Below are 24995 nucleotides of genomic sequence, written 5' to 3'. Positions count from 1 at the left end.
CGCCTCACCCGGCGGAACAGAGTTGTCCACTATCCGCCGGGCTTGCCGGGTGCATGCCCAGCACCCGGCAAGATCCCCCGAATTCAATGTGCATCACCTGAAAATTGTGTTTAAATCCCGATAGAAAGGAGCCCGACCATGAGCCGCCGTCTGTTGATCGTGGAAGATGACGCTGACACCAGGGACTTCATCGCCAAAGGCTTCGGCGAAGAAGGCTATGTGGTTGAAACCGCAGAAGATGGTCGCGAAGGGTTGTATCACGCCACAGATGGAGGGTTCGACGCCATTGTACTGGACCGGATGCTGCCAGGCTTGGATGGGCTGTCATTGATCAAATCTCTTCGCGCAGCCGGTTTGAAAACACCCGTCCTAATGCTGACAGCCATGAGCGCGGTGGACGAACGGGTCAAGGGTCTGCGCTCGGGCGCGGACGACTATCTGGTCAAGCCGTTTTCCTTTCAGGAGTTACATGCCCGAATCGAAGCTCTGCTGAGACGTCCGCAGGAATCCGAAGAAACGCCAACGCTCACCTGCAAAGACCTTGAGATGGATCTGTTGACCCGAAAAGTCACCCGCGATGGGCACGAGATTACGCTCACCCCGCGCGAGTTCCAGATCCTAGAGTTTTTTCTGCGTCGCAAGAACCGCGTGGTGTCGCGCACTATGCTGCTGGAAGGCGTTTGGGACTATCATTTCGACCCAAACACCAATGTTGTCGACGTCCATATTTCAAAGCTGCGTCGACAATTGGATGAAGGCGGCGATACCCCGTTGATTGAAACCGTTCGCGGTGCGGGTTACATGATGTCTGATGGATAACCTGCGGCTTTCCCTGAACAATTCCAGAACAAGGCTGGTCGCGACCAGCATGTTTCTCAGCACCTTTTTGACTGCTTCGGTGCTGGCTGTGGTGTACGTCACCGCAAACCGAAGCATTGAATCCGAGACACGCTCGGTCGTCTCTGCCGAGTTGACGGGATTGGCGGATGAATATGAACGGCGAGGTCTGCTTGGGCTGATCACCGCAATTGAGCGTCGCCTGCCAAGCGCCTCTGAACGTGACGCGCTTTACCTTTTGACGGACCGGATGGGCGTCAAGCTGGTCGGCAATCTGAAATCCTGGCCCGTAAATGTTGCGGCAGGCAGCGGTTGGGTCGATCTGGAGCTTCGCCGCGCCGACAATGACCAGCTTGTCCCGGTTTCTGCCGCCTCAATCCGCCTGCCGGGCGGGGAGCGTCTTCTGGTTGGGCGCGATGCCGCCACACGTCAGCAGTTTGATCGCGTCCTGTTCAGGTCGGTCGCATTGGCACTGGGGATCGCCTTTGTGCTGAGCGTGATCACCGGCTGGCTGTTCACGCGTCTGGTCTTTGCACGCCTTTCGGACATAGCCAGCACGGCCGAAAACATCGTGTCTGGCGATCTATCCAAAAGAATGCCTTTGCGCGGAACCGGCGACGAATTTGACCAGGTCTCGGGCACGTTGAACAACATGCTGGACCGGATCGAAGAATTGATCAGCAACCTGCGCACCACGTCGAATTCCATAGCGCATGACCTGCGCTCTCCGCTCTCGCGCCTGCGCCAGCGTGTCGAGGCCCTGTCAGAGCCGGGAAAAACCGATCTGGACCGTGAGGTAGATGTCGCCCGTGCAACGGCTGAAATAGACCACGTCCTGCGCGTGCTGGCACAACTGACCGAAATTTCACGCGCCGAAGCCGGGCTTGGGCGCGAACAGTTTGAAACCATCGACTTGCAGCAATTGGTCGGTGATGTGGTTGAACTATACGACCCTGTTGCCGCCGATCAGGGTATTTCACTAGACGTCATTGGCTCTGCCCCCCCGATCGAAGGGCACCGCCCGCTTCTGTCACAGGCCCTGTCCAACCTGCTTGAAAACGCGATGCGATATGCGCCTGCGGATTCGACCATCACGATTTCGCTGGATGCCGAAAACGGTTTTGCATGCCTGCACGTGCGCGACCAAGGCCCAGGCGTCCCACCCGAAGAACTGGATCGCCTGCAACTTCCATTCGTTACACTTGACCCTGCGCGGACAGAGCGCAACGCCGGGTTGGGACTGGCATTGGTCGCAGCGATTTCGCATATGCATGGCGGCAGGTTTGCAGCCCAAAACTGTGATCCTGGGCTACAGGCGACGATCTATCTGGCCCAGAACCCTTAAAAAGGGATACCTTCTGTCGCCATCGTCTTGTTTTTATAGCGTTTGTCTTCTGTCACATCCGCCCCGAACCAATCCGGTGGGACAAAAGCCGCGGCATCTTCTTCCGAGTCGAATTCCACTTCAACCAGACGCAAAGACGCCAGATCGCCCGAAAAGATATCCAGCTCAAACATGAGCCCATCCGGCAATCGTCCGGTGTACCGCTCTTTCTCGACGCGGCGACCTTCGGTTTCGGGCCAAAAGGTTTCAAACTGTTCTTCCGTAATCTGTGCCTCACGCTCAACACGGACCAAACCACCGCCACCTTTCAAAGTCAGAAAAAATGCTTCGTTCTTCTGCCTCAACCGCAATTCGGTCGAGTCATCAGGCGCCGTCAAGTATCCCTGTCGCACAACGGCTTTCTGCGCACTACTCAGGTCCGGCAAGGTAGCCACCAGAAACTTGCGTTCGATTTCCTTGCTCATTGGGTTGAAACCACTCCATTTTCCAATTCTTCGAACAACGCTCGGTAGGATGCACAGGCCACGCTGCGCCCGGCATAAGTGCTGACCGGGGCGCGGTGTTGACCCATCTTTTCGATGTCCGCCGCAAATGGCACCGTCGTTTGCAAAAACCGTTTAGGATACAGCTTGCGCATCGACAGCATCGTTTCCTGATGCAGAACCTTCCGCTGCTGGACCATCGAAAAGAACGCCCTCAGCTTTTTCTTTCGCAGATTGTGTTCATCAAAAAAGCTAACCAACTGGTCGAATGTGCGTTCAGACAGCGTTGTGGGAATAACCGGCACGACGATTTCATCCGCTGCCTTGAAGATGTTTTCCGACAGGGTCGAAAAGTTCGGCGGACAATCCAAAATGATCACGTCATAGTCACTGCCTGCCGAAACCAGTGCCTTTTTCAGGCGCGAGCGTTTGTTCCGCATCCGGGACAGGAAGACATCGAAATCACGGAAAGTCAGGTTTGCAGGCAGCACGTCCAAACCTTCGAAATCGCTGGCCCGGATTGCTTTGATGAACCGTTCAACGTCCTCAAAAAACCGCGCGTCCGTCAGCTTCTTTGAGGGTTTCACGCGAAAATAAAAACCCGACGCGCCCTGAGGGTCGAGATCACACAGCAAAACCTGCTTCCCCGCCTGCGCATAGGCATATGCCAGATTCACCGAGGTTGCGGTTTTGCCGACACCGCCCTTGTTGCTGTAGCAGGCAATGATCTTCATCCCTTACTCCTCATTCTGGTGAAACAAACTGCGGAAAAGATGCTGGGTTTCAGGGCTGTCAAAATGCTGGAAACTGGTGATGACGCGGCTGCGCTCGAATTTTTGGCGTTGATCCAGCACAGAAATCAACCCTCCCGCGGCTAAACCGATCTGTGCATCCACGCGACCCTGTGCGTTGCTTTGCTGCGAGACAAATGTCAGCAGCGCCTCTTGTTGCACGGAATAATCATTGAACAGGCCCAGGTTATCTTGCAGCTTTTTCAGAGGCTTGAGGATTTTTTTGAATGCCTTTGCGTCAAATAGCGGGGCAAAGAACTCCATCAAATAGCGCAGTTTCTTACAGTCGATACGCAGGTCGTGGACCGTCTCATCCGGAGTGTCATCAGAAATTTTGCGCGCGATTTTGCATACCTTGCGATAGCGTTTCCAGATCAGCGCACAGGCATAATCATAAGCGCCCCGGTCCGAATTTGGCCCGGGTTGCAAATGGGCGGTGCCGTCAAACTTTTCGATCAGCCGGTTCATCGAGGCGTCGTAGTCACGGCTGCGCAATCTGCGAGACAAGCGCGACAATTCCTGTTTGCGCTCTTTCTGAAACTGGTCAAACATCGCCCGCAAGCCCAAATGAAGATTGGCCGGTATGAGGCTGAAATACATGTCTTTTTCCAAAAGATATACATCCAGATCGCGCAGCCGCCCGGTTGGTGCCATAAGGTCCGAAAAAACGCGTTTCAGATCGGCGGTCTGATCTTCGGAAAACACCCCTTTGAACAGGCTGACCACAGACCGGATCTTGCGCAACGACACACGGTAATCGTGCAGAAACTCTGTATCGATATCGGCGACTAAGCCCTCTTCGTTTTGCCGGGCAACCTTCAGATAGGTGTGGATAATATCTGTCGCCACTTCGAGCGAAGGCTCCGTTTTCCCAAGCGCGATCTCGGGCTTGGCCCGGTAGATCACCAAGCCCGGAAACAGACCCGCATACAACGATTCAACGCCCTGTGCGCAGCCCGGCAGTTCAACGATTGAAGAACAGACCTTTTGATAGGCACGCTCGTAACCGCGCAATCCGTGCAATCGAACAACCGTAGCCCGCCCCGAGGTTGACGTCATAGACCAGATCACCCCTCTGACCTGGGTCTTTTGCAGCTCATCCAGCACTACAAAAGACTTCTCTTCCAGCTTACCAACCCCGATCTGCATCAGGGCCCTGAGCTTTGGAAAATCCTCCAACGCTGCCCGAACTTCACCGTCAGGCAGGTTCTGAACAAATCGCCCATTACCCATGCCGTTCTGGGACAACGGGCGTTGGCCTTTTTGTAGCAAGTGCAATGCCGCACCGCTTTCGATCAGCACTCGACCCGCTGCGCGCTGGGTCTGATCATGGCAATCCAACAGCGAAAAAGGCTTGCTTGTGCCTTTTGGCTCAATCACCAAAGTTAAACCCGTCAAAGAAGCTTCAAGAGCTTTCGTGTCCATCAGCGAGGACAGAAAGAACAGAGCTTCAGGCGGCACAGTCATTCCCCCTTCTGCCGATCCTTCCTTGGTCTTTTTGTGTTCAAACACTCGACCCTCCGCGAAAGCCTCGCCTCATGCAAACGCAAGCTTGAGAAAACATCAAGACATTCCGTTTTGACCAAACGTAATCCTCGGGTGACAGGGCTGAGGGATGAACGTAAAACGAACGAATGAGCGACCCTGTTTCATCGATCCGAAACCTTGGCCCGGCTTTCGAACAAGCCTGCGCCCGTGCAGGTATTCATTCGGCGGAAGAATTGCGAGAGCTGGGGCCAGACGAGGCTTATGCCCGCCTTTTACGCGCCGGAACCAAGGCCCATTTTATCGGCTACTACGTTCTGGTGATGGGGTTGCAGGGCCGTCCATGGAACGACTGCAAGGGCGAAGAAAAGAAAGCCCTACGGCAGCGCTTTGACGCGATAAAAGCAGGCAACAGTGCCGCGCCGGAAAATAAGATGATCGCCGATCTGGATGCCATTGGCGTGCGCGTTGCACCACAAGATCTAAAGCAAGTCTGAACAAAAAAGGCCGCCCCAAGCGGAGCGGCCCAATACGTTGGCAGAAGCGGTGGCTTAGCCGACCAGTTCGATGCCCGAGAAGAAGTACGCGATCTCTACCGCTGCGGTTTCAGGTGCGTCCGAACCGTGGACCGAGTTTTCGCCAACCGACTCGGCAAACTCGGCGCGGATGGTGCCAGCCGCCGCGTCTGCAGGGTTGGTTGCACCCATGACTTCGCGGTTCTTTGCAATGGCGCCTTCGCCTTCCAGAACCTGAACAACAACCGGAGCCGACGACATGAATTCGCACAGTTCGTCATAGAACGGACGCTCGGCGTGCACTTCGTAGAACTTGCCAGCTTGCTCTTTGGTCATGTGGATGCGCTTTTGCGCGACGATGCGCAGGCCGGCCTCTTCGAACTTGGCGTTGATTTTGCCAGTCAGGTTGCGGCGGGTTGCATCGGGTTTGATGATCGAGAATGTGCGTTCCAGTGCCATGTCGGCCTCTCCTTACAATGTGGCGCGGGGCCCGCGCCGAAATCCATCGCGCGCCGCGTATCACGGTCTTTGGCTTATGAAAAGTGTTATGATAGTCCATTCGCCGCTTTGGGGTTCAGAATGTGTCCGGCAACGGGTCGATCCGGTCGAGACGACGGACATACAGCACTGCAAGCAACCCGGCAAAACTGCATGCCCACATCATGCCCAGAACCAGAAACGGACCGTTTTCCGGGCTGACAAATGCACCTGTCATCGAGGTCAGGATTGCACCCAGCGCCACCACCATCGCACCAGACAACCCTGCTGCGCTGCCTGCCAGCCTGGGGCGCACGGACATGACGCCTGCCGAGGCATTGGCGTTGGTCAGCCCGTTGCCGAATCCCACACATATGGCCGAGCCGAAGAACACCCAGACCGACCCAAGGCCAGCAAGAAACAAAAGCAATCCACAGAACGGCCCGGTCGAAGCTACAATCCGTCCGATCAGGATCATCGTGGTCAGACGTGTCCGCGCCGCGATCCGGCCAGTGACGAAGTTACCCACCATGAACCCGCCGGTGATGATTCCAATGCCAAGGCCCAACATCGCAGGGCTCAGATCGAACCAAGCGGCGGCGACCAGTGGCGCGCCGGTTATGAAGCTGTAGAAACCGCCAATCGAAAACGACGCGCATAAGGCGTAACCCCAAAACCGTCGGGCGCGAAACAAATCCGGATATTCGCGCAGTTGGGCTGTAAAGGTGGACGAGCGGTTCATGTTGGTCTCGCCCATGTCAAACCACAGCAAAACCAACAGCCCTGCCCCCAGCACAGTGTAAAGCACAAAGCCAGAGCGCCAGCCAAAGAGCATATCCAGCCCGCCGCCCAGCATCGGTCCAAGCATCGGCGCCAAAGCCATGGCCATCGCCACATACCCCAGTTTGCTGGCCGCCTCGTTCGGTGGGTACCGGTCTCTGATCGATGCGCTGGACAGAACCGACCCGGCCACCACTGCGGCCTGCAAAAGACGGAAACCCAGGAACACCCAGATCGACTCGGCCAGTGTGCAACCGATTGAGGCGACGACGAAGATCGTCATGCACATCAACAGGATCGGCCTGCGCCCGAAGCGATCAGACAACGGCCCCATGATCAGTTGGAGCATGGCTGAAATCGCCAGATAACCGGCAACCGACAGGTTCATAAGGCCGTAATCCACGCCGAAATCTTCGCTCATATGGGCCAGCGACGGCAGGAACATGTTCAGCGACAGCACCGACAACGCAGTGGCAAAGATCAGTGTGATCAGATGAGGGGGCGTTTGGGCCGCGCGCATGGGAAAAACCGTTCAGAAAAGCAAACGACACAGCGCTAACACATTGCATGACGCTTGAACATGCCAAGCCGCTGGCGGCGGCATCACGCCTCTGCTAAGAGCGGCCCATGTTACGGATCGAAGACATCACCTATGCCGTTGAAGGCCGCCCTTTATTTGACGGCGCAACCGCAACCATCCCAGACGGGCACAAGGTTGGCCTTGTGGGCCGGAATGGCACCGGAAAGACCACCCTCTTCCGCCTGATCCGGGGGGAACTGGCGCTGGAGTCCGGCAATATCCTGGTCCCCAAACGCGCTCGGATTGGTGGTGTGGCGCAAGAGGTGCCCTCGTCTGAGGTCTCGTTGATCAACACGGTTCTTGCCGCTGATACAGAACGCAGCACCTTGATGGCCGAGGCTGAGACGGCGGATGACCCGGCCCGCATTGCCGAGATCCAGACCCGCCTTGCCGATATCGATGCCTGGTCGGCCGAGGCGCGCGCTGCCTCGATCCTCAAAGGCTTGGGTTTTGACGACGAAGACCAGTTGCGCCCGTGTTCCGATTTCTCGGGCGGCTGGCGGATGCGTGTCGCTTTGGCGGCGGTGTTGTTCTCGCAGCCTGATCTGCTGTTGCTGGACGAACCAACCAACTATCTGGACCTTGAAGGCGCGTTGTGGCTGGAAAGCTATTTGGCCAAATATCCGCACACGGTGATCATAATCAGCCACGACCGAGGGTTGTTGAACCGTGCTGTCGGCTCGATCCTGCATTTGGAAGACCGCAAGCTGACCTATTACGCGGTGCCTTATGACAAATTCGCCGAACGACGCGCCGAACGTCTGGCACAGGCGGAATCCGAAAACGCCAAGGCTAAAGCCCGCATCGCGCATTTGCAAAGCTTCGTCGATCGCTTCCGCTATAAGGCGTCCAAGGCCGTTCAGGCCCAATCCCGCCTGAAGATGATCGAGCGCATTCAACTGGTCTCAACCCCGCAAGAGGCCGCGCTGCGCGCGTTTTCCTTCCCCGAGCCAGAAGAACTGTCGCCGCCGATCATCCAGATCGAAGGTGGTGTGACCGGCTATGGCGAGACTGAGGTTCTGCGCCGCCTGAACCTGCGGATTGACCAGGATGACCGGATTGCCCTGTTGGGTAAGAACGGTCAGGGCAAATCAACCTTGTCCAAGCTTTTGTCCGACCGCCTGCCCCTGATGGCGGGCAAGATGAGCCGTTCCAACAAGCTGCGCATCGGCTATTTCGCACAGCATCAAGTGGATGAGCTTTATGTGGACGAAACGCCATTGGACCACCTGCGCCGTCTGCGTCCTGACGAAGCGCCGGGCAAGTGGCGCTCTCGGCTGGCTGGATTTGGACTGAACGCGGATCAGGTCGAAACCGAGGTTGGTCGTCTGTCCGGCGGTCAGAAAGCGCGCCTGTCGCTGCTGATCGCCACGATTGATGCGCCGCATATGCTGATCCTGGATGAACCGACCAACCACCTTGATATTGAAAGTCGTGAAGCACTGGTCGAGGCGTTGACCGCATACTCCGGTGCGGTCGTTTTGGTCAGCCACGACATGCACCTTCTGAGCCTTGTTGCGGACCGGCTTTGGTTGGTCTCGGACGGGACGGTCAAGCCCTTCGACGGCGACCTTGAAGCGTACCGATCTCTGTTATTGGCGCGGGACAAACCTGTCAAAGAAAAGCCGCAAGTCAGCAAGCCCAAACGCCCCTCGCGCGAGGCCATGCTGGCCTTGCGGGCCGATTTGCGCAAATGCGAGGATCGGATCGAGAAGCTGACGGATATGCATGACAAGCTTTCGGCCAAACTGTCGGACCCGGCTTTGTATGAAGACGACAAGATCAACGATCTGGAAACCTGGAACCGCAAATTCGCGGAAGTCACCGAGGCGATGCAAAAGGCCGAAGCACTATGGGTTGCTGCGGCAGAACGGCTGGAACAGGCAGAAAACGTTGCATGATGAAGCCCGTCGTTGAAACCAAGGCCATGATCGCAGGCATGCGCCCCGTGCTTCAGCCGGGCGAATTTGCGTTTGTTGTCTGGCCACAAGAAAAAGCCTGGCCCGAAGGCACACGGGCAAGCTGTATTGAAGCCGAAGGTCTGTCGCTGATCATCCCCGTTGGCGCCGCACCGGAAGACGCGGTGCCCATGCGCTGCATCACACTGCAGGTTCATTCGTCGCTTGAGGGGGTGGGCCTGACCGCTGCCGTTTCGACCGCCCTTGCGGAAAACAACATTCCGGCAAACATGGTTGCCGGGTATCACCATGACCACGTGTACGTTCCCAGCACCTTGGCTGAAAAGGCTTTGGCTGTTTTGAAAGACCTGCAACAGGAGGCTGCGGGATGATCGACCTTGCTTTCTTCATCACCGCGTTCACGACCTTGTTCGTGGTCATCGATCCGTTTGGCACAACTCCGATTTTTGTCGCGATGACGCAGGGTATGGATGCCCGGACCCGTCGCATGACGGCCTATCGCACCTGTGCTGTGGCCTCGGGCATCCTGATCGCCTTTGCAGCCTTTGGTGAGGCGGTTCTGGGCTTTGTCGGCATCTCGATGGAGGCGTTCAAAGTTGCAGGCGGTGCACTGCTGTTCCTGACCGCGCTGGACATGCTGTTCGAACGGCGCACCAAAAGGCGCGAGGATCGGGCCGAAGAAGAAGAACACCCGGATCCGTCCGTTTTTCCTTTGGCTATTCCTTTGGTGGCGGGGCCCGGGTCGATTGCGACGATCATCCTTCTGGCCGGTCAGCACCCGGGGTTTCTGGGCATCGCCGAGGCAATCTTGGTGATGCTGGCCGTAATGGCCGTCGTTTTGATCTTCTTCCTGTCAGGCGGTCTGATCGCACGTATTCTGGGCAAAACCGGGTTGAATGTGCTGACCCGGTTGCTGGGGATGCTGCTGGCGGCTTTGTCGGTGCAGTTCATTCTGGATGGCCTAAAGGCCTTTGGTTTTGCATCTTAAACCCCCATATAAACAGCACGTAACTTTGGTGGGGTGAACCACATGGATGGCGGCAGCTTTGGACAACTGGTGTATCTGGTCATACTTGGCACAGTGCTGGTGTTCTGGTTCATCTCGTACAATCGACAGTCCCTGAACAAGACGTTGCAACAGGTGATGGCCTGGGTGTTCATTTTTGTCGGCGTCATCGCGATTATTGGTCTTTGGGAAGATATCCGTTCTACGGTTAGCCCTGCTCCACAGATGACCGTTACTGGCGAAACGATTGAGGTACCTCGCGCCTATGATGGCCACTATTATCTGCCCGTTTTGGTCAATGGTGAACCGATCAACTTTCTTGTCGACACCGGTGCCAGCCAAATTGTCCTGAGCGCACAGGACGCGAAACGTGCAGGTATCGACCCTGATCAACTGAATTACTTTGGGCGCGCCTTGACCGCCAACGGTGAGGTGCGCACCGCCCCGGTCCGGCTTGAAACTCTGACCGTCGGCCCCATCACCGATCAAAACGTATCTGCCTGGGTTAATGAGGGCGAGCTGCACAAGTCCTTGCTGGGGATGGATTACCTTCATCGATTTTCCAACATCCAATTCGCAAACGGGCGCATGATCCTGTCGCGCTGACCTCTTCAGGGTTGCATTCGATCATTGAGAACAAAATGAGAACATGTTAGCCTGCCTATATGGCGGCTCATCTTCTTGATCAAAAACCCGCGCGCGCTGCTCCGGGGTTGAACCTACATAGTCAAATCACCCTGCAACTGGGCCGCGTGCACGAGGCATGTGGCCCTGCCCGGCGCAGCTTTGCCATGTGGCTGGCCAGTCAGGCGCAGGGGCCCGTGCTGTGGATCTCGCCCGCGTGGGAGCCTGGTCAGCTGAACCCGGACGGGATGATGCCCTTTGCCGATCCAGCCCGGTTCATCTTTGTCCGCCCCACCCGCGCCGAAGATCTGTTGTGGTGCATGGAAGAGGCGCTGCGCAGCGGGGCGATCCCGTTGATCATCGGCGACCTGCCGGGCGCGCCGGGTCTGACACCGGTGCGCCGGATGCATCTGGCCGCCGAACAGGGCGGCACGATGGGGCGGGCTCCGCTTGGCCTGCTGCTGACACCTGGTGACGGTGGCGCGCAAGGGGTCGAGACACGCTGGCACATGGCTGCCGCCCATCAGGGCGAGGCCCGGCGCTGGACCCTGACCCGCCGCCGCGCCCGTGCCCTGCCCCCGGTCACATGGCAGGCCAGCATGACCGCCGCCCGGTCCGGCTTGCACCTCAAGCGCATCGCGACCAACGAAGCCCCGGCCTGAAAAAGCCGCGATCACGCAATGTTTGATTGGCCGGTCACAGTGCACGCCCTAGCCTTCGGGCATGACAGTAATGAACCGACGCATTTTCCTTGCCGGGCTGGCGTCCCTGCCCATTGCCCGACCGTCGCACGCGACGCTCAGCCCTTACGTTCTGTCGACAACAGACACCAGGGTCGGCTTCAGCTTCAATCTGTCGGGCGTAATGCAGTCGGGATCCATGCCAATCCGATCCGCCGATGTTAACATCGACACGCGCCAACTGCAGAACAGTCAAGTCTCGGTTGTGCTGGACGTCAGCAAGGCCAGAACGCGGTTGCCTTTTGCCCGAATGCCCATGCTCAGCCCAAGTGTACTGGATGCCAAACAGCACCCAACGATCCGGTTTGTCTCAACGAAAATTGAGCTTGGCGCACAGGGGCGCATCTCGGACGGGGCCCGCATTACGGGGGACCTGACCGTACGAGGCGTAACGCGGCCGATCACGCTGAACGCCAATCTATATCGGCAGGCAGGCACAGCGGCAGACGATCTGAACACATTATCCATCGGCCTGACCGGAGCCCTCAACCGGCATGACTTTGGCGCGTCAGGCTATCCTGATCTGGTTCGCGACAACGTCGGTCTGGACATCCATGCCGAGATCAGCCGTGCGCGTTAACTAACAAAGCGCAAAAAACGACTCGATAAAGTCGAATAGATGCGCGCATTGTGCGGCAACGACGCCAATCTGAGATCACTATGCGCACGATCATTTCCTTTGCCGCCCTTTTTCTTTCGGCCATTCTGTTGCAGCTGTCGACGGGCGGGGTTGGTCCGCTCGATGCTATTTCCGGAATCACGCTGGAATTCACGACCGAGCAGATCGGTCTGCTGGGTTCAGCCCATTTTATTGGCTTTTTTGTAGGGTGCTGGTGGGCACCGCGCCTGATGGGCAGTGTCGGCCATTCTCGTGCTTTCGCAGTCTGCACCGCCTTGGGCGCGATGGGATTGATCGGTCACACCCTGACAGACAATCCCTACATCTGGGCGGTTCTCAGGATCGCGTCGGGCACCTGTATTGCAGGATGCTACACCGTGATCGAAGCATGGCTGAACGCCAAAGTCACCAATGAAACGCGCGGCCGGGCCATGGGGACCTATCGGCTTGTAGATCTGGGTGCCTCGCTGGGCGCACAGTTGATGATCGCGGTGCTGCCGCCTGCCTCTTACGTGTCCTACAACCTGTTGGCTATCCTGTGTTGTGCTTCGCTACTGCCCCTGACCCTGACACGTGCCAGCCAACCGCAAACACCGAACACGCAGCGGCTGCGGCCCAAGCTTGCATGGGCATGTTCCCCGCTGGCTGTGGCTGGCGTGATCGTCTCGGCGCTCAGCTCTGCGTCCTTCCGCATGGTTGGTCCAGTCTACGGGCAAGAAGTCGGTCTGGGCGTGGACCAGATCGCGTTCTTCCTTGCCTCGTTTGTTTTGGGCGGGGCGCTGGCACAGTATCCACTGGGCTGGCTGGCCGACAAATATGACCGACGCTGGGTTCTGATCTGGTTGTCTGCCGCTGCTGTACTGAGCTGCGGGTTCACGATGGCTGCAAGCGGGACCGGGACACTTGGGGTGATGCTGGCCGCCGGGTTCTTTGGCCTGACGACCTTTCCGATCTTTTCGCTGTCTTCGGCCCACGCAAATGACTTTGCCACCAGTGAAGAACGGGTCGAACTGTCTGCGGCCCTGATGTTCTGGTACGCCTTGGGCGCAATTGCATCGCCCTATATTTCCTCGACACTGATCGAGCAGTTCGGCCCCGGCGCTTTGTTTGCCTTTGTGGCCGTCGGACATCTGGGGTTGATCATCTTTGGTCTTGCACGGATGCGCACTCGCCCGACGCCGGAAGAGCGGACAAACTATGTCTACGCTCCGCGCACATCCTTTACCGTCGGGCGCCTGTTGAAACGCTCTCGGGAAGAATAAAAAAGGGCCGGGAAATTCCCGGCCCATTTGTTCTTTGTTCGTTTTTTACTGAGTCGGCGACGTCTCTTCCTCGACAATCTCGACCGCGTCTGCTAGTTCAGGCGTCGCCTCTAGCGCGCCGTTCACTACTCCGCCGACACCGTTTTCCATCGACAGACCCAGCTCCTCGCCCAGCTTCTTGAGCGCGGGCATCTGCACGGCCATGCCCATGATCGAGTCCAACGCCTGATTGACCACCGGCTTGTCGCTGTTGGCCGCTCCACCGCCTGAAGCACCGGCACCGATCCCACCGACCTGATGGATCTTGATCGAGTCGATCTTCTCGGCAGGTTTCACCATTTCCGAGATGATCGACGGCATCGTCTCGATCCGCGCCATATCGACCTTCATCCGGATCTGCGCCGCGGACAGAGCGTTGTCGGCTTCAACAATGGCGCGCTTACCTTCCGCTTCGGCCAGCATGTCGTTTTTCTTCGCCTCGGCACGGATGTTCAACGCATCCGCTTCGGCCTGTGCTTCTTCACGACGCGCTTCGGCACGGTCGGCGGCGGCCTCTTTCTCGGCCTGCGCGGCCAGACGGATCGCAGTCGCCTGACGTTCCGCTTCGCGCGTCGCTTCGATCAATACGATCTGCTTCTGGCGTTCAGCTTCGGCCACTTCGCGGGCGGTCACGACGGCCTCGGTCGCCTTTGTCGCCTCGGCCCGGGCGAGGTCAGCAGATGCACGCGCACGGCTTTCCTCTTCGGATTTCTGCGCGATGATGATCTGACGTTCCTGCTCGGCCACTTCGATCTCACGTTCTTTCGCAATCTCAGCATCGCGGATCTTGCGCTCGCGCTCGATTTCGGCCCCGCGGATGGCTTCTTCACGGGCGATCCGGGCACGTTCGGTTTCGCGCACCGAGTCTTCGGTCCGCGCCGCAATCTCGGCCTCCTGCGCCACGCGCAGGGTTTCGACCTTCTGGGTCTGCTCGATACGCGCCTGTGCCTCGTCCTGCTCGATCAGCAGTTTCTGACGCTCGGCCTCCATCGCAGCACGGCGTACTTCAACCTCGGCATCCGCATCAATCTGCGCACGCTCTTTTTTCGAGGCTGCAATCACCTCGGCCAGTTTGCGCATACCCACAGCGTTAAAGGCGTTATTCTCGTCCAGTGCTTCGAACGGTGTCTGGTCAAGCGCAGTCAGCGACACGGATTCCAGCGACAGGCCGTTCTTCAACAGGTCTTCGGACACCGCATTCTGCACCTCTTGCACGAAGTCAGCGCGGTTCTCGTGCAGCCCGTCCATAGTCATCTGCGCGGCCACGGCACGCAAACCGTCGATCAGTTTACCTTCGATCATCTCGCGCAGCTGTTCGACGTCAAAGGTGCGTGAGCCCAGCGTCTGTGCGGCGCGCGCGATGCCTTCTTCAGTCGCCATGACCGAGACGTAGAACTCGACGCCCACATCCACGCGCATGCGGTCCTGAGTGATCAGCGCGGCTTCACCGCTGCGCTGCACTTCAAGGCGCAGGGTTTTCATGTTCACAGGGCTGACCTCGTGCAGCAACGGCACAATGACCACACCGCCATCCATGATGACTTTTTTACCGCCCGCCCCGGTTTTCACCAGGCTCACTTCGCGGGTCGCGCGTTTATAAAGGCGGCCAAGGACAAGGCCGATGAATAACAGGACGGCCAGAATGGTGACGACCGTAATCGCCAGGAATGAAACTTCCATGCAAAATCCTCCGATTTAAGAGTTGGTAATTTGGTTAGTCCGACAAGCCGACCAGAACGAACCGGTCGCGCCGTCTGTCGCGCAGCACCAACACGTCGGTGCCTTGCTCAAGGATGTCTTTGTCTTGCAGCGGCTCGGCGCGCAGGTGATGGGTGTTTCCGAACCGGTCCATCACGCGCACCTCGGCAGGGCGGCCACGAGACGCCGTTCCTTGTGAGATCACTCCGCGACGGCGGGCCAGCATCCGTTCGGACATCGCCTCAGACTCGGTCTTGGGCAACAGGCGGGCGAACACGGTACCAAAGCCGCGCGCAAACCACAGACCAAACGCACCTGCCGGGATTGCGGCCATCCAGCTTGGCAGATCAAAGCCCAACAAATCACGCAGCGCCAATTGCAGGCCGATGCCCGACAGACCAAAACCCGCCAGCAACACAACAAGCCAGATCATGAAGGGCACTTTGCCAATCCCCAACCAAGCCATCGGCCCGGCAGCGGCGGCATCAGGCACGTCCGTCTCAATCTCGGCAAGTTCAAACTCGCCCAAATCAATGTCGGCATCTATGTCGAGATCGAAGTCTGCGACATCCAGATCCGGGACGTCCACAGCATCCAGATCGACCTCGCCCTCGCCTGCCAGCAGGCTTCCACCCAGCACCAGAGCGATCAGCTCTAGGGCCAGCAGGCCAAACAGCAGCGCAAGCGCCATGGTAAAGGGCACGAATGCACCCTCAAGCAGGAAGTCGAACATTAGCAATATGCCCTCGTTTTTGTATACTTTTGTATACACTCAATATGGGTAGTCGTAATAAAAATACAAGAGATCGTGATTCTGTTTTCAACCTATGGGTAGTGTGGACATCTGTTGACCTGCAATCGCTATTCAATTGATAAAGCGTTTTTTGACTGGATCGTGGCATTTCAGGGCATCCACGCAAAACCCGGCCTTTTGCTGGCGGTTTACATAAGGTAGACGAGCGCGCAGACAGTTACGTGGACACGCAAAATGGCTCGGATTCTCATCACCTCGGCGATCCCTTACATCAACGGGATCAAGCACCTCGGCAATCTGATCGGCTCGCAATTGCCAGCCGACCTGTACGCACGCTACCAGCGTGGCCGGGGGAATGAGGTCATGTTCCTGTGCGCCACAGATGAACACGGCACACCTGCGGAACTGGCGGCGGCCAAAGCCGGTAAGCCCGTCGCCGAATACTGCGCTGACATGTACGCAGTTCAGGCCGATATCGCCAACCGGTTCGGCCTCAGCTTCGATCACTTTGGTCGCTCGTCCAGTGAACAGAATAAGCGCCTGACCCAGCATTTTGCAGGCAAGCTGGACGACGCCGGCCTTATCCGTGAGGTCAGCGAGAAACAGGTCTATTCCAACGCAGATGGCCGTTTCCTGCCCGACCGCTACATCGAAGGCACCTGCCCCAACTGCGGATACGACCGTGCGCGTGGCGATCAGTGCGAAAACTGCACCAAGCAATTGGACCCGACCGATCTGATTGAGCCACGCTCGGCCATTTCCGGCTCGACCGATCTTGAGGTGCGCGAGACCAAGCATCTGTATCTGCGCCAGTCGGCGATGAAGGATCAACTGGACGCGTGGATCGACAGCAAGACCGATTGGCCGGTCCTGACCACATCAATCGCCAAGAAATGGCTACATGACGGCGACGGCCTGCAAGACCGGGGCATCACCCGCGATCTTGACTGGGGCGTTCCGGTTAAAAAAGGAGATCAGGACTGGCCCGGCATGGAAGGCAAGGTCTTTTATGTCTGGTTCGACGCGCCCATCGAATACATCGCCTGTGCCAAGGAATGGGCGGATGCCAGCGGCAGAACCGATGCCGATTGGGAGCGCTGGTGGCGCACCGACAAGGGCGCGGATGACGTGCGATATGTGCAATTCATGGGCAAAGACAACGTGCCCTTCCACACCTTGTCTTTCCCGGCCACCATCCTGGGCACAAATTCGCACAATGAAGACACCGGATCGTCCGAGCGCTGGAAGCTGGTCGATTATATCAAGTCTTTCAACTACCTGAACTATGATGGCGGCCAGTTCTCGACCAGCCAGGGGCGTGGCGTGTTCATGGATCAGGCGCTTGAGATCCTGCCCGCCGACTATTGGCGCTGGTGGCTGCTGAGCCATGCGCCTGAAAGCAGCGACAGTGAGTTCACCTGGGAAAATTTCCAGCAATCGGTGAACAAGGACCTCGCCGACGTACTCGGTAACTTTGTCAGTCGCATCACCAAGTTCTGCCGCTCGAAGTTTGGCGAAGCTGTGCCGGAAGGCGGCAGCTATGGTGAACGCGAACACGCCCTGATCGACGAGTTGACCCGCCGCGTCCGCGCCTATGAAGGCCATATGGAAGCGATGGAAGTTCGCAAATCCGCACAGGAATTGCGGGCGATTTGGGTTGCGGGAAATGAATACCTTCAAGCTGCGGCTCCATGGTCAACCTTCAAGGAAAACCCTGAACAGGCCGCCGTTCAGGTGCGACTGGGCCTGAACCTGATCCGTCTTTACGCTGTGCTCAGTGCGCCGTTCGTACCGGACACCTCAGCCCGTATGCTCAGCGCGATGAACACACTGGACACAGGCTGGCCCGAAGATGTGGCCGCGGCATTGGACGCCCTGCCCGCCGGTCACGCATTTACTGTGCCAGATGTTCTATTCGCGAAAATCACTGACGAGCAGCGCGAAGACTGGCAGGAAAGATTTGCAGGTACACGTAACTGATCCTCTTTCATTGCAAGCATTCCTCGGGGGCCATACGGCCCCCGTTTTGTTTGCGAACGAAAGCAAAGTGAACTTCTAAACCAGCCAAAGCGCTGAAATAATTTGTGCTGCCTCCAGCCGTTTCCCGTGTCATCGCGCTTGAGAAACCAAGTTAAAAAAGTCATCCTGATACCAAGTTCTTCCGACTCGGGCCTCCAACACGGTGTGCCCGGCATTATTTCTTACCGTCACGCACGAGGCTTTCGCCATGTCCCCAGCACTTTTTTCTTCCACCCGGACCAGCAGGCCATTGGCCGCAGCGATTGTGCTGTTGTCTGTGGGATTGGCGTCTCCACTCGCCGCCCAGGAAGAAAGCGCGCCTCCGAAAGTGTCAATTTCGGCAGCGTACACTGAAGAGATTACCGACGAAGCCACCTTTATCGGGCGCGCCGAAGCGATCAACAAAGTCGACATCGTAGCCCGCGTGAACGGGTTTCTTAACAGCCGCGAGGTCGAAGATGGCGCGACGGTCAAGGAAGGGGATCTGCTCTTCACCATCGAGCCTGACCTCTACGAGGCCACGCTTGAAGCTCGCAAAGCCGATCTGAACCGGGCCGAGGCAAATCTTGAATTGGCCAAGGTCGATCTGGCCCGGAAGGAAGAGCTGTATAAGCGCGACGCCACACCGGAATCGGAACGCGACATTGCCCGCGCCAACGAACTGGTAGCTGAGGCCGAAGTCAAAGCCGCAAACGCAGCGATCCAGCAGGCTGAACTGGACCTGAGCTATACGCAAATCCATGCACCGTTCGATGGGCGTATCGGCAGCATCACCACCAGCGTGGGTGACGTTGTGGGGCCGACAAACCCTCCGCTGGTCAATATCGTGAGTGAAACGCCGATCTACGTGAACTTTTCACTGAACGAAAAGCTGTTTACGTCGGTTTTGCAAACCTACGGCGAAAGTTCCGCCTCATTGGCGGAAAGCTCGCAGAGCCCCAATGTGCATGTCATTCTGCCCAATGGTACCGAGTTGGATGAGGTTGGCCGGATTGTGTTCGTCGACAACCGCATCGATCCGTTAACTGGCGCTATCACCGTCCGGGCGCAATTCGACAATACCGCCCGTCTGATCCTGGATGGTGCCTTTGTGAACGTTCAGATCGAAGCGCTGGAACCCACCTTGCAGGTACTGGTGCCTCAGGCCGCGTTGCAGCGCGATCAGCGGGGTGAGTTTGTTCTGGTGGTCAATGACCAACAGATGGTCGAGCAACGCTATATCACCACCGGTGACACGGTTGGCACTGCGATCATCGTGACCGACGGGCTGCGTGAAGGCGAAAGTGTGATTGTCGAGGGCCTGCAGCGGGTCCGCCCCGGCGTGGCCGTAGACGCGGTCGTAGCCTCTGAGCAGCCGGGAGAATAACTGATGTTCTCAGCCCTGTTCATCAGCCGGCCAAAGCTGGCGCTTGTCATTTCGTTGGTGCTGACCATCATGGGCGGCATCGGCTATATGGTTCTGCCCGTCGCGCAGTTCCCAGACATCACGCCACCGGTGGTCAGCGTTACAACCACCTATACCGGCGCCAACGCCGAAACTGTTGAAAACACCGTCGCCGCACCAATCGAAGCGCAGGTCAACGGTGTGGACGACATGATCTACATGACGTCCACGTCTTCGGACAACGGATCTTACTCGCTAAACGTCACATTCGAGGTCGGCACCGACCCTGATATCGCGTCGGTAAACGTTCAGAACCGCGTTGCGCAGGCGATGTCGTCGTTGCCGACCGAGGTGACGTCTTCGGGTGTGGTCACACAGAAATCGTCGACCAACATGCTGATGCTGGTCACGCTAACCTCGCCCAACGGCACCTATGACAGCGTGTTTTTGTCAAACTATGCCTCAATCAACCTGCGTGACGCGCTGGCGCGTGTGCAGGGCGTGGGTAAGGCGGACGTCCTGACCAACCTTGAATACGCCATGCGGATCTGGATGGACCCGGACAAGATGGCAGCCCTGTCCATCACACCCGGCGACGTCATCAACGCGATCCGCGAGCAAAACATCGAAGTGTCTGCGGGATCCATCGGTTCTCCTCCGGTGCCTGAAGGGCAAACGTTTCAATATACAATCAAATCCAAGGGTCGCCTGACGTCAGCGGATGAGTTCGCGGACATTGTCATCCGCACCGGGGCTGACGGCGCCATCGTACGCGTCAAGGACATTGCCCGGACGGAACTTGGGGCGCAATTCTATTCGGCCTCAGGCTATTTCCAGGCAGTTCCGGCCACGGTGATCGGCATCTACCAAGCGCCTGGTGCAAACGCGCTGGCGGTGTCCGAGCGTGTGCAGGCAGAGTTGGAACGCCTGTCCCGTGCGTTCCCGACAGACGTGGAATATGAAGTGCCGTTCAACACCACCGACTTTGTCGAGGCATCACTGAACGACGTCGTATCGACCCTGATCCTGACCTTCATCCTTGTGATCTCGGTTGTGTTTGTGTTTCTGGGCAGTTGGCGCGCAACGGTCATCCCCGCGGTCGCCATCCCGGTGTCACTGATCGGGACATTTGCGTTCCTACTGGCCTTTGGCATGTCACTGAACACGATTTCGCTGTTCGCGCTGGTGCTGGCCATCGGCATTGTGGTGGATGACGCCATCGTTGTGGTCGAAAACGTTGAACGTATCATCGCAGACGAAGGGCTGCCTCCTGCCGAAGCAACCCGCAAGGCGATGGGCCAAATCACCGGCCCGGTCATTGCAACCACACTGGTTCTGCTGGCTGTGTTTGTGCCGGTGACCTTTATGCCCGGCATCTCTGGACGACTGTATTCGCAGTTCGCCGTCACCATTTCGACCGCAGTTGTGATTTCGTCCATCAACGCGCTGACGCTTTCGCCTGCCCTGTGTGGTCTGGTTCTGCGGGAACGTTCAGGCCCGCCCAAGGGGCTGCTGGCTGTGTTCGAAGGCTTTATCGGCACGGTTCGAAACGGCTATGTGGCGATTGTACGTAAACTGCTGGTGTTTCCTGCCATCGCACTGGCCATCGTCGTCGGTCTTGGTCTGGGCACCGGAACGATCATGTCGAACACTTCGGCCGGGTTTATCCCGCTTGAAGATAACGGCTATCTCTTTGTTGACGTTCAACTGCCCGACGCCGCCACTCTGGAACGGACGGAAACCGTGACGGCGCGTCTGGACGATCAGATACGAGAAATCCCCGGAGTGGCCAGCACTGTTCTGGTCAACGGGTTCTCGCTTTTGAACGGCACAATCACCAACGGTGCCGCGATCTTTGTGAACCTCGACAACTGGGCGGACCGGCAGGAAGAAGACCTGAGCGCGGATGCAATCCTGGCCAAGGTCCTTGCCATCGCCAACGCCGAATCTGCCGCCTCAATCGTGGCCTTCAACCCGCCGCCCATTCAAGGTCTGGGCATGTCGGCGGGTGTCGAGATGGAGGTACAGCAGACCGGTGGTGGCTCACCGCAGGATCTGGCCTCGGCCGTAGGGTCGTTCGTATACGCTGCGAACCAGAGGCCCGAGATTGGGCAGGCCTACACCACGTTCCGCGCCAACGTTCCGCAGCTTTTTGTCGATCTTGATCGAGAAAAAGCCAAGACGCTGGACGTTTCAGTGGCCGAGGTTTTCCAGACGATGCAGGCGCAGTTGGGGTCCTACTATGTCAACGACTTCAACCTGTTTGGTCGCGTTTACCGTGTGATGATTCAGGCGGACGGTACATATCGGGACAATGTCGAAGACATTGCGAACTTGTATGTCCGGTCGCAAAAAGGCGACATGGTTCCGCTGGGTACACTGATTGATGTGGAAAACGTGCTTGGCCCGGTTCTTCTGAAACGCCACAATCTGTTCCGCTCGGCGACGGTAACGGCAGTGCCTGCGCCCGGTCTGTCCAGTGGCGACGCCATCACGGTGATGACGGAAGAATCTGCAACCGCCCTGCCCCCCGGTTATGCGTTCGAATGGACCGGCACGGCGCAGCAACAGCTGGCCTCGGGCAGTTTGGTGATCATCATCCTCGGGCTTGCGATCCTGTTTGGATACCTGTTCCTGGTCGGGCAATACGAAAGCTGGACGATGCCTGTTTCGATCCTTCTTTCCGTTGTTGTGGCCCTGTTCGGGGCCGTGGCAGCCGTGGCGATTGTCGGCAGTGACATCAACCTCTACACGCAGATCGGGATGATCATGCTTGTAGGGCTTGCGTCGAAAAACGGTATTCTGATCGTTGAATTTGCGATGGAGCAACGCGCCAATGGCTTGTCGATCAAAGATGCTGCGGCAGAGGCCGCTTTCCAACGGTTCCGGGCTGTGATGATGACAGCCTTGTCATTCCTGCTGGGTGTTGTTCCCCTTTTGGCTGCAAACGGCGCGGGTGCCGCCAGCCAAAAGGCGATTGGTGTTGCCGTATTTGGCGGCATGCTGGCTGCAACCGTGGTCGGTGTCATCGTGGTGCCAGTTCTCTACGCGTTGATGCAAAGCATGCGAGAGTGGTTGAAAGGCAGTAAAAACGATCCCGGCCCGTCAGAGACCGCCGCATGATCCAAAAAGCCCCGCAGCAACCGCGGGGCTTTTTTATTACTGGGATCTTTCGCGCCGTCGTCTGGCGATGTCGTGGATCACCTGTTTTGCGTCGACGGGTGGTTCTTGTTCGACCCTGCGATACTCTGATCCGTCTTTGCGCCGCGTCAGCAACCCGCAGGAAATCATCGTGCGGCGCAAAGTTGCCGGATCGTCAAAACAATGCTCGGCATTGAGGCACGCGTTAACCTCGGCCTCATGCAAGGTTTTGCCTGAAGGTACAGCAGCCCAGAGCGCCCAAAGCGAAAGGGTTTGCACCGAACGCTTCGAAGGCCACTGCCTCAACCTGCCTTCTATGTCGAACAGATGAAGCGTGCGTTCAACCAACCGGGCATTCGGCGCTGGTGGATCGGACCGGTTCTGCAGCCTGCGGTTGGCGGCACTGTCGGCCCGCATATGTTGCACATTCTGAAACCCGGCTGCACGCGCGACCATGTTCATCAGCGTCAGGTGCGATGGGCTGGCGGCTCCTAGCTGGTTGGACAAGGTTCGAACGAACGGGGTCAGATCATCAATATGTAAAGGGACTGGCGTTTTGCTCATCACACATCCACATCGGGCGTTCTGCGCATTCGTTGGCCGCTGACCTGACGAAGCAACGCCCTGAGTGTTGCGATGTCAATTATGTCTCACAGGCAGGTTTAGCACTCTGAACCAGAGCAGCGGCGCCTCGGTGTCTGCCAACCGTCTCCAAGGGCTAACACAACAGGAGTCCACCGCCAAGGGTCTTACGACCCCTGTCACGCGGCGCGACGCTCAGCCATCCAAGCATCGATCCGCGCGATCTGATCCTTGTTCAGACGAAGACCCAGCTTGTTGCGCCGCCATACAATGTCATCGGCGGTGCGGGCATATTCCTTGTCCATCAGCCAAGCGACCTCTTGCGCAGTCAAGGTTGCGCCAAAGTCTTCGCCCAGATCGGTGGCCTGTTTTGCACCAACTAGAACATCACGCGCCTCAGTGCCGTATGCGCGGATCAAGCGTGCGGCCCAAGCGGCGGTGAGGAAAGGATACTTTGCAAGAAGGTCGCTTTTTAGAGTGTCTACGGCATCAACTGGAAAGTCGCCTCCGGGCAAAGCGAAACCTGCTGTCCACGGACCAGACAGATCAGGAAAGAACTCGGCCACCTTCTCCAGCGCGCTTTCCGCAAGCCTGCGGTAGGTGGTGATTTTACCGCCAAACACGTTCAAAACGGGTGCCCCACCCTGCGCATCGACCTTCAACGTATAATCACGCGTCGCTGCAGTGGCGCTGCTGGCCCCATCGTCATACAGAGGACGCACACCGGAATAGGTCCAAACAACATCATCGCGGGTCACGGCGCGTTTGAAATACTTCGACGCGAAGGCGCAGAGATACTCCTGCTCGGCCTCGGTACAAACCGGCTTGGTGGAAGGGTCCGGATGATCCTGATCGGTTGTTCCAATCAGGGTAAAATCCTGCTCATATGGAATGGCAAAGATGATGCGGCCATCTTCACCCTGAAAGAAATAGCACTTGTCGTGATCGTACAATTTGGGCGTCACGATATGGCTGCCGCGTACCAACCGAACACCCTCGCGCGAGTTCACACGGATCTTGGTCTGGATGATGTCGCCAACCCACGGACCGCCCGCGTTGATCAGCATTTTCGCCTTGATCACACGGGTCTGGTCGCTGTCGCGGTCCCGCACGGTCACTTCCCACAAATCTCCCACACGCTCGGCCGAGATCACCTCGGTCCGCACCATGATCTGTGCGCCGCGCGCCTCAGCATCCCGCGCATTCAGGACCACCAGACGGGAATCTTCGATCCAACAATCGGAATACTCATAGGCCGTCTCGAACTTGTCCTGCAGCGGGGCCCCTTCCGGCGTCGAGTGCAAGTTCAGAGAGTTGGTTCCGGGCAAAATTTTGCGCCCACCCAGATTATCGTACAAGAACAACCCCAACCGGATCAGCCATGCCGGACGCCGCCCCCGCATCCATGGCATCACCGTGCTGAGCAAACGCGATGTTGGCGTCTCGGAATCGAACCGCATATCTTTGTGATAGGGCAACACAAAGCGCATCGGCCAGCTGATGTGCGGCATGGCCCGCAGCAGGGTTTCACGCTCGATCAGCGCTTCGCGCACCAGTCGGATTTCAAAATACTCCAGATACCGCAACCCGCCGTGAAACAGCTTGGTCGAGGCCGAAGACGTAGCCGATGCCAGATCGTTCATTTCCGCCAGCGCCACTGAAAGTCCCCGACCAGCGGCGTCTCGGGCGATACCGCAGCCATTGATTCCGCCGCCGATGATGAAAAGGTCTGTGATCTGGTCTTTTGTCGACTGCATGTCCAATGATTCCCCGCCAGGCATGATCAGGCGCATTAGCCAGAATGTTCTTCGTATGGTCAATGTTTATGTTCGTTTATTTTCTTTTTGCAACGCTGATATGAAAAATACGCAGCGCTTCTTGCCAATTTCACCCAAAAGAACAAAAACGAAAGAACG

General features: G+C 57.6%; 22 protein-coding genes. 13 read left to right on the top strand and 9 right to left on the bottom strand.

Translation table 11 applies throughout. The features are described from left to right. Window positions 1–138: 138 nt before the first annotated feature. Window positions 139–819: a response regulator transcription factor gene (locus tag GS636_RS00520; protein WP_171089605.1), complete on the top strand. Its 681-nt coding sequence runs from the start codon at window positions 139–141 to the stop codon at window positions 817–819. After that, window positions 812–2182, top strand: coding sequence for an ATP-binding protein (locus tag GS636_RS00515; RefSeq protein ID WP_171089603.1), 1371 nt, complete (start codon window positions 812–814; stop codon window positions 2180–2182). The genes GS636_RS00520 and GS636_RS00515 overlap by 8 nt, the downstream gene beginning before the upstream one ends. Here the strand turns inward: GS636_RS00515 and GS636_RS00510 are convergent. From GS636_RS00510 to GS636_RS00500, 3 genes are read right to left on the bottom strand one after another with little or no spacing between them, the layout of a single operon-like run. After that, a complete protein-coding gene (locus tag GS636_RS00510; RefSeq protein ID WP_171668087.1) occupies window positions 2179–2646 on the bottom strand; it encodes a CYTH domain-containing protein in 468 nt (155 codons plus the stop codon). The two genes, GS636_RS00515 and GS636_RS00510, sit on opposite strands and share 4 nt — an antisense overlap. Then, window positions 2643–3398, bottom strand: a complete 756-nt coding sequence (locus GS636_RS00505; RefSeq protein ID WP_171668086.1) for a ParA family protein — start codon at window positions 3396–3398, stop codon at window positions 2643–2645. The genes GS636_RS00510 and GS636_RS00505 overlap by 4 nt, the downstream gene beginning before the upstream one ends. A 3-nt stretch (window positions 3399–3401) precedes the next feature. Continuing rightward, on the bottom strand, window positions 3402–4967 hold the full coding sequence (locus GS636_RS00500) for a CHAD domain-containing protein (protein ID WP_171668085.1): 1566 nt from the start codon (window positions 4965–4967) through the stop codon (window positions 3402–3404). A gap of 122 nt (window positions 4968–5089) precedes the next feature. Between GS636_RS00500 and GS636_RS00495 the strand changes: the two genes are divergently transcribed. Beyond that, window positions 5090–5437, top strand: coding sequence for a TfoX/Sxy family protein (locus tag GS636_RS00495; protein ID WP_171089595.1), 348 nt, complete (start codon window positions 5090–5092; stop codon window positions 5435–5437). 54 nt (window positions 5438–5491) lie between these two features. On the opposite strand, the gene ndk is transcribed toward GS636_RS00495, so the two are convergent. Further along, on the bottom strand, window positions 5492–5914 hold the full coding sequence (gene ndk / locus GS636_RS00490) for a nucleoside-diphosphate kinase (protein ID WP_155143779.1): 423 nt from the start codon (window positions 5912–5914) through the stop codon (window positions 5492–5494). Window positions 5915–6029: 115 nt separating this feature from the next. Beyond that, window positions 6030–7232 (bottom strand): multidrug effflux MFS transporter, encoded by a 1203-nt coding sequence (locus GS636_RS00485; protein WP_171668084.1) that lies wholly within the window; start codon window positions 7230–7232, stop codon window positions 6030–6032. 107 nt (window positions 7233–7339) lie between these two features. On the opposite strand from GS636_RS00485, the gene GS636_RS00480 reads away from it, so the two are divergent. From GS636_RS00480 to GS636_RS00450, 7 genes are all read left to right on the top strand, one after another. After that, the gene (locus GS636_RS00480; protein ID WP_171668083.1) at window positions 7340–9193 is read left to right on the top strand and encodes an ABC-F family ATP-binding cassette domain-containing protein; all 1854 of its coding nucleotides are present in this window, start codon (window positions 7340–7342) and stop codon (window positions 9191–9193) included. Next, window positions 9190–9582, top strand: a complete 393-nt coding sequence (locus tag GS636_RS00475) for an ACT domain-containing protein (protein WP_171668082.1) — start codon at window positions 9190–9192, stop codon at window positions 9580–9582. Before GS636_RS00480 ends, GS636_RS00475 begins: the two co-directional genes overlap by 4 nt. Then, entirely contained in the window at window positions 9579–10199 is a 621-nt protein-coding gene (locus GS636_RS00470) for a MarC family protein (protein WP_171089588.1), read from the top strand. Before GS636_RS00475 ends, GS636_RS00470 begins: the two co-directional genes overlap by 4 nt. 42 nt (window positions 10200–10241) lie before the next feature. Then, a complete protein-coding gene (locus GS636_RS00465) occupies window positions 10242–10823 on the top strand; it encodes a TIGR02281 family clan AA aspartic protease (RefSeq protein ID WP_171182865.1) in 582 nt (193 codons plus the stop codon). Window positions 10824–10882: 59 nt separating this feature from the next. Next, window positions 10883–11503: an ImuA family protein gene (locus GS636_RS00460; RefSeq protein WP_171668081.1), complete on the top strand. Its 621-nt coding sequence runs from the start codon at window positions 10883–10885 to the stop codon at window positions 11501–11503. A 70-nt stretch (window positions 11504–11573) separates the two neighbouring features. Then, window positions 11574–12161 (top strand): YceI family protein, encoded by a 588-nt coding sequence (locus GS636_RS00455; protein WP_253762609.1) that lies wholly within the window; start codon window positions 11574–11576, stop codon window positions 12159–12161. Window positions 12162–12241: 80 nt separating this feature from the next. Next, window positions 12242–13462 carry an MFS transporter gene (locus GS636_RS00450; RefSeq protein WP_171089579.1) on the top strand — a complete coding sequence of 407 codons (1221 nt, stop codon included), beginning with the start codon at window positions 12242–12244 and terminating at the stop codon, window positions 13460–13462. Window positions 13463–13507: 45 nt separating this feature from the next. Here GS636_RS00450 and GS636_RS00445 read toward each other — a convergent pair whose 3' ends face one another. Continuing rightward, on the bottom strand, window positions 13508–15181 hold the full coding sequence (locus tag GS636_RS00445; protein WP_171668079.1) for a flotillin family protein: 1674 nt from the start codon (window positions 15179–15181) through the stop codon (window positions 13508–13510). Between the two features lie 34 nt (window positions 15182–15215). Then, a complete protein-coding gene (locus GS636_RS00440; RefSeq protein ID WP_171668078.1) occupies window positions 15216–15932 on the bottom strand; it encodes an OB-fold-containig protein in 717 nt (238 codons plus the stop codon). Between the two features lie 255 nt (window positions 15933–16187). On the opposite strand from GS636_RS00440, the gene metG reads away from it, so the two are divergent. The 3 genes from metG (at window position 16188) to GS636_RS00425 (ending at window position 22479) form a co-directional block, all read left to right on the top strand. Beyond that, on the top strand, window positions 16188–17933 hold the full coding sequence (metG, locus tag GS636_RS00435; RefSeq protein WP_171668077.1) for a methionine--tRNA ligase: 1746 nt from the start codon (window positions 16188–16190) through the stop codon (window positions 17931–17933). 247 nt (window positions 17934–18180) lie between these two features. Then, on the top strand, window positions 18181–19338 hold the full coding sequence (locus tag GS636_RS00430) for an efflux RND transporter periplasmic adaptor subunit (protein ID WP_171668076.1): 1158 nt from the start codon (window positions 18181–18183) through the stop codon (window positions 19336–19338). 3 nt (window positions 19339–19341) lie between these two features. Then, window positions 19342–22479, top strand: coding sequence for an efflux RND transporter permease subunit (locus tag GS636_RS00425; protein ID WP_171668075.1), 3138 nt, complete (start codon window positions 19342–19344; stop codon window positions 22477–22479). Between the two features lie 36 nt (window positions 22480–22515). Here the strand turns inward: GS636_RS00425 and GS636_RS00420 are convergent, their stop codons facing one another. After that, complete coding sequence (locus GS636_RS00420) at window positions 22516–23061, bottom strand: DUF2087 domain-containing protein (protein WP_171668074.1); 546 nt, start codon at window positions 23059–23061, stop codon at window positions 22516–22518. A 197-nt stretch (window positions 23062–23258) separates the two neighbouring features. Beyond that, window positions 23259–24836 (bottom strand): glycerol-3-phosphate dehydrogenase, encoded by a 1578-nt coding sequence (glpD, locus tag GS636_RS00415; RefSeq protein WP_171668073.1) that lies wholly within the window; start codon window positions 24834–24836, stop codon window positions 23259–23261. Window positions 24837–24995 lie beyond the last annotated feature (159 nt).

The sequence above is a fragment of the Ruegeria sp. HKCCD4884 genome (genome assembly GCF_013110855.1).
GTDB lineage: Bacteria > Pseudomonadota > Alphaproteobacteria > Rhodobacterales > Rhodobacteraceae > Ruegeria.
The sequence above is the reverse complement of the archived record's forward strand: the minus strand, read 5'-3'. Positions and strand labels throughout refer to the sequence as shown.

Coding starts and splice junctions, on each gene's coding strand:
- GS636_RS00485 (WP_171668084.1), bottom strand. CDS start 7,232: ATGCGCGCGGCCCAAACGCCCCCTCATCTGATCACACTGATCTTTGCC.
- ndk (WP_155143779.1), bottom strand. CDS start 5,914: ATGGCACTGGAACGCACATTCTCGATCATCAAACCCGATGCAACCCGC.
- GS636_RS00445 (WP_171668079.1), bottom strand. CDS start 15,181: ATGGAAGTTTCATTCCTGGCGATTACGGTCGTCACCATTCTGGCCGTC.
- GS636_RS00495 (WP_171089595.1), top strand. CDS start 5,090: ATGAGCGACCCTGTTTCATCGATCCGAAACCTTGGCCCGGCTTTCGAA.
- GS636_RS00425 (WP_171668075.1), top strand. CDS start 19,342: ATGTTCTCAGCCCTGTTCATCAGCCGGCCAAAGCTGGCGCTTGTCATT.
- GS636_RS00440 (WP_171668078.1), bottom strand. CDS start 15,932: ATGTTCGACTTCCTGCTTGAGGGTGCATTCGTGCCCTTTACCATGGCG.
- GS636_RS00430 (WP_171668076.1), top strand. CDS start 18,181: ATGTCCCCAGCACTTTTTTCTTCCACCCGGACCAGCAGGCCATTGGCC.
- GS636_RS00510 (WP_171668087.1), bottom strand. CDS start 2,646: ATGAGCAAGGAAATCGAACGCAAGTTTCTGGTGGCTACCTTGCCGGAC.
- GS636_RS00515 (WP_171089603.1), top strand. CDS start 812: ATGGATAACCTGCGGCTTTCCCTGAACAATTCCAGAACAAGGCTGGTC.
- glpD (WP_171668073.1), bottom strand. CDS start 24,836: ATGCAGTCGACAAAAGACCAGATCACAGACCTTTTCATCATCGGCGGC.
- GS636_RS00505 (WP_171668086.1), bottom strand. CDS start 3,398: ATGAAGATCATTGCCTGCTACAGCAACAAGGGCGGTGTCGGCAAAACC.
- GS636_RS00520 (WP_171089605.1), top strand. CDS start 139: ATGAGCCGCCGTCTGTTGATCGTGGAAGATGACGCTGACACCAGGGAC.
- metG (WP_171668077.1), top strand. CDS start 16,188: ATGGCTCGGATTCTCATCACCTCGGCGATCCCTTACATCAACGGGATC.
- GS636_RS00470 (WP_171089588.1), top strand. CDS start 9,579: ATGATCGACCTTGCTTTCTTCATCACCGCGTTCACGACCTTGTTCGTG.
- GS636_RS00475 (WP_171668082.1), top strand. CDS start 9,190: ATGATGAAGCCCGTCGTTGAAACCAAGGCCATGATCGCAGGCATGCGC.
- GS636_RS00465 (WP_171182865.1), top strand. CDS start 10,242: ATGGATGGCGGCAGCTTTGGACAACTGGTGTATCTGGTCATACTTGGC.
- GS636_RS00460 (WP_171668081.1), top strand. CDS start 10,883: ATGGCGGCTCATCTTCTTGATCAAAAACCCGCGCGCGCTGCTCCGGGG.
- GS636_RS00455 (WP_253762609.1), top strand. CDS start 11,574: ATGAACCGACGCATTTTCCTTGCCGGGCTGGCGTCCCTGCCCATTGCC.
- GS636_RS00420 (WP_171668074.1), bottom strand. CDS start 23,061: ATGAGCAAAACGCCAGTCCCTTTACATATTGATGATCTGACCCCGTTC.
- GS636_RS00450 (WP_171089579.1), top strand. CDS start 12,242: ATGCGCACGATCATTTCCTTTGCCGCCCTTTTTCTTTCGGCCATTCTG.
- GS636_RS00480 (WP_171668083.1), top strand. CDS start 7,340: ATGTTACGGATCGAAGACATCACCTATGCCGTTGAAGGCCGCCCTTTA.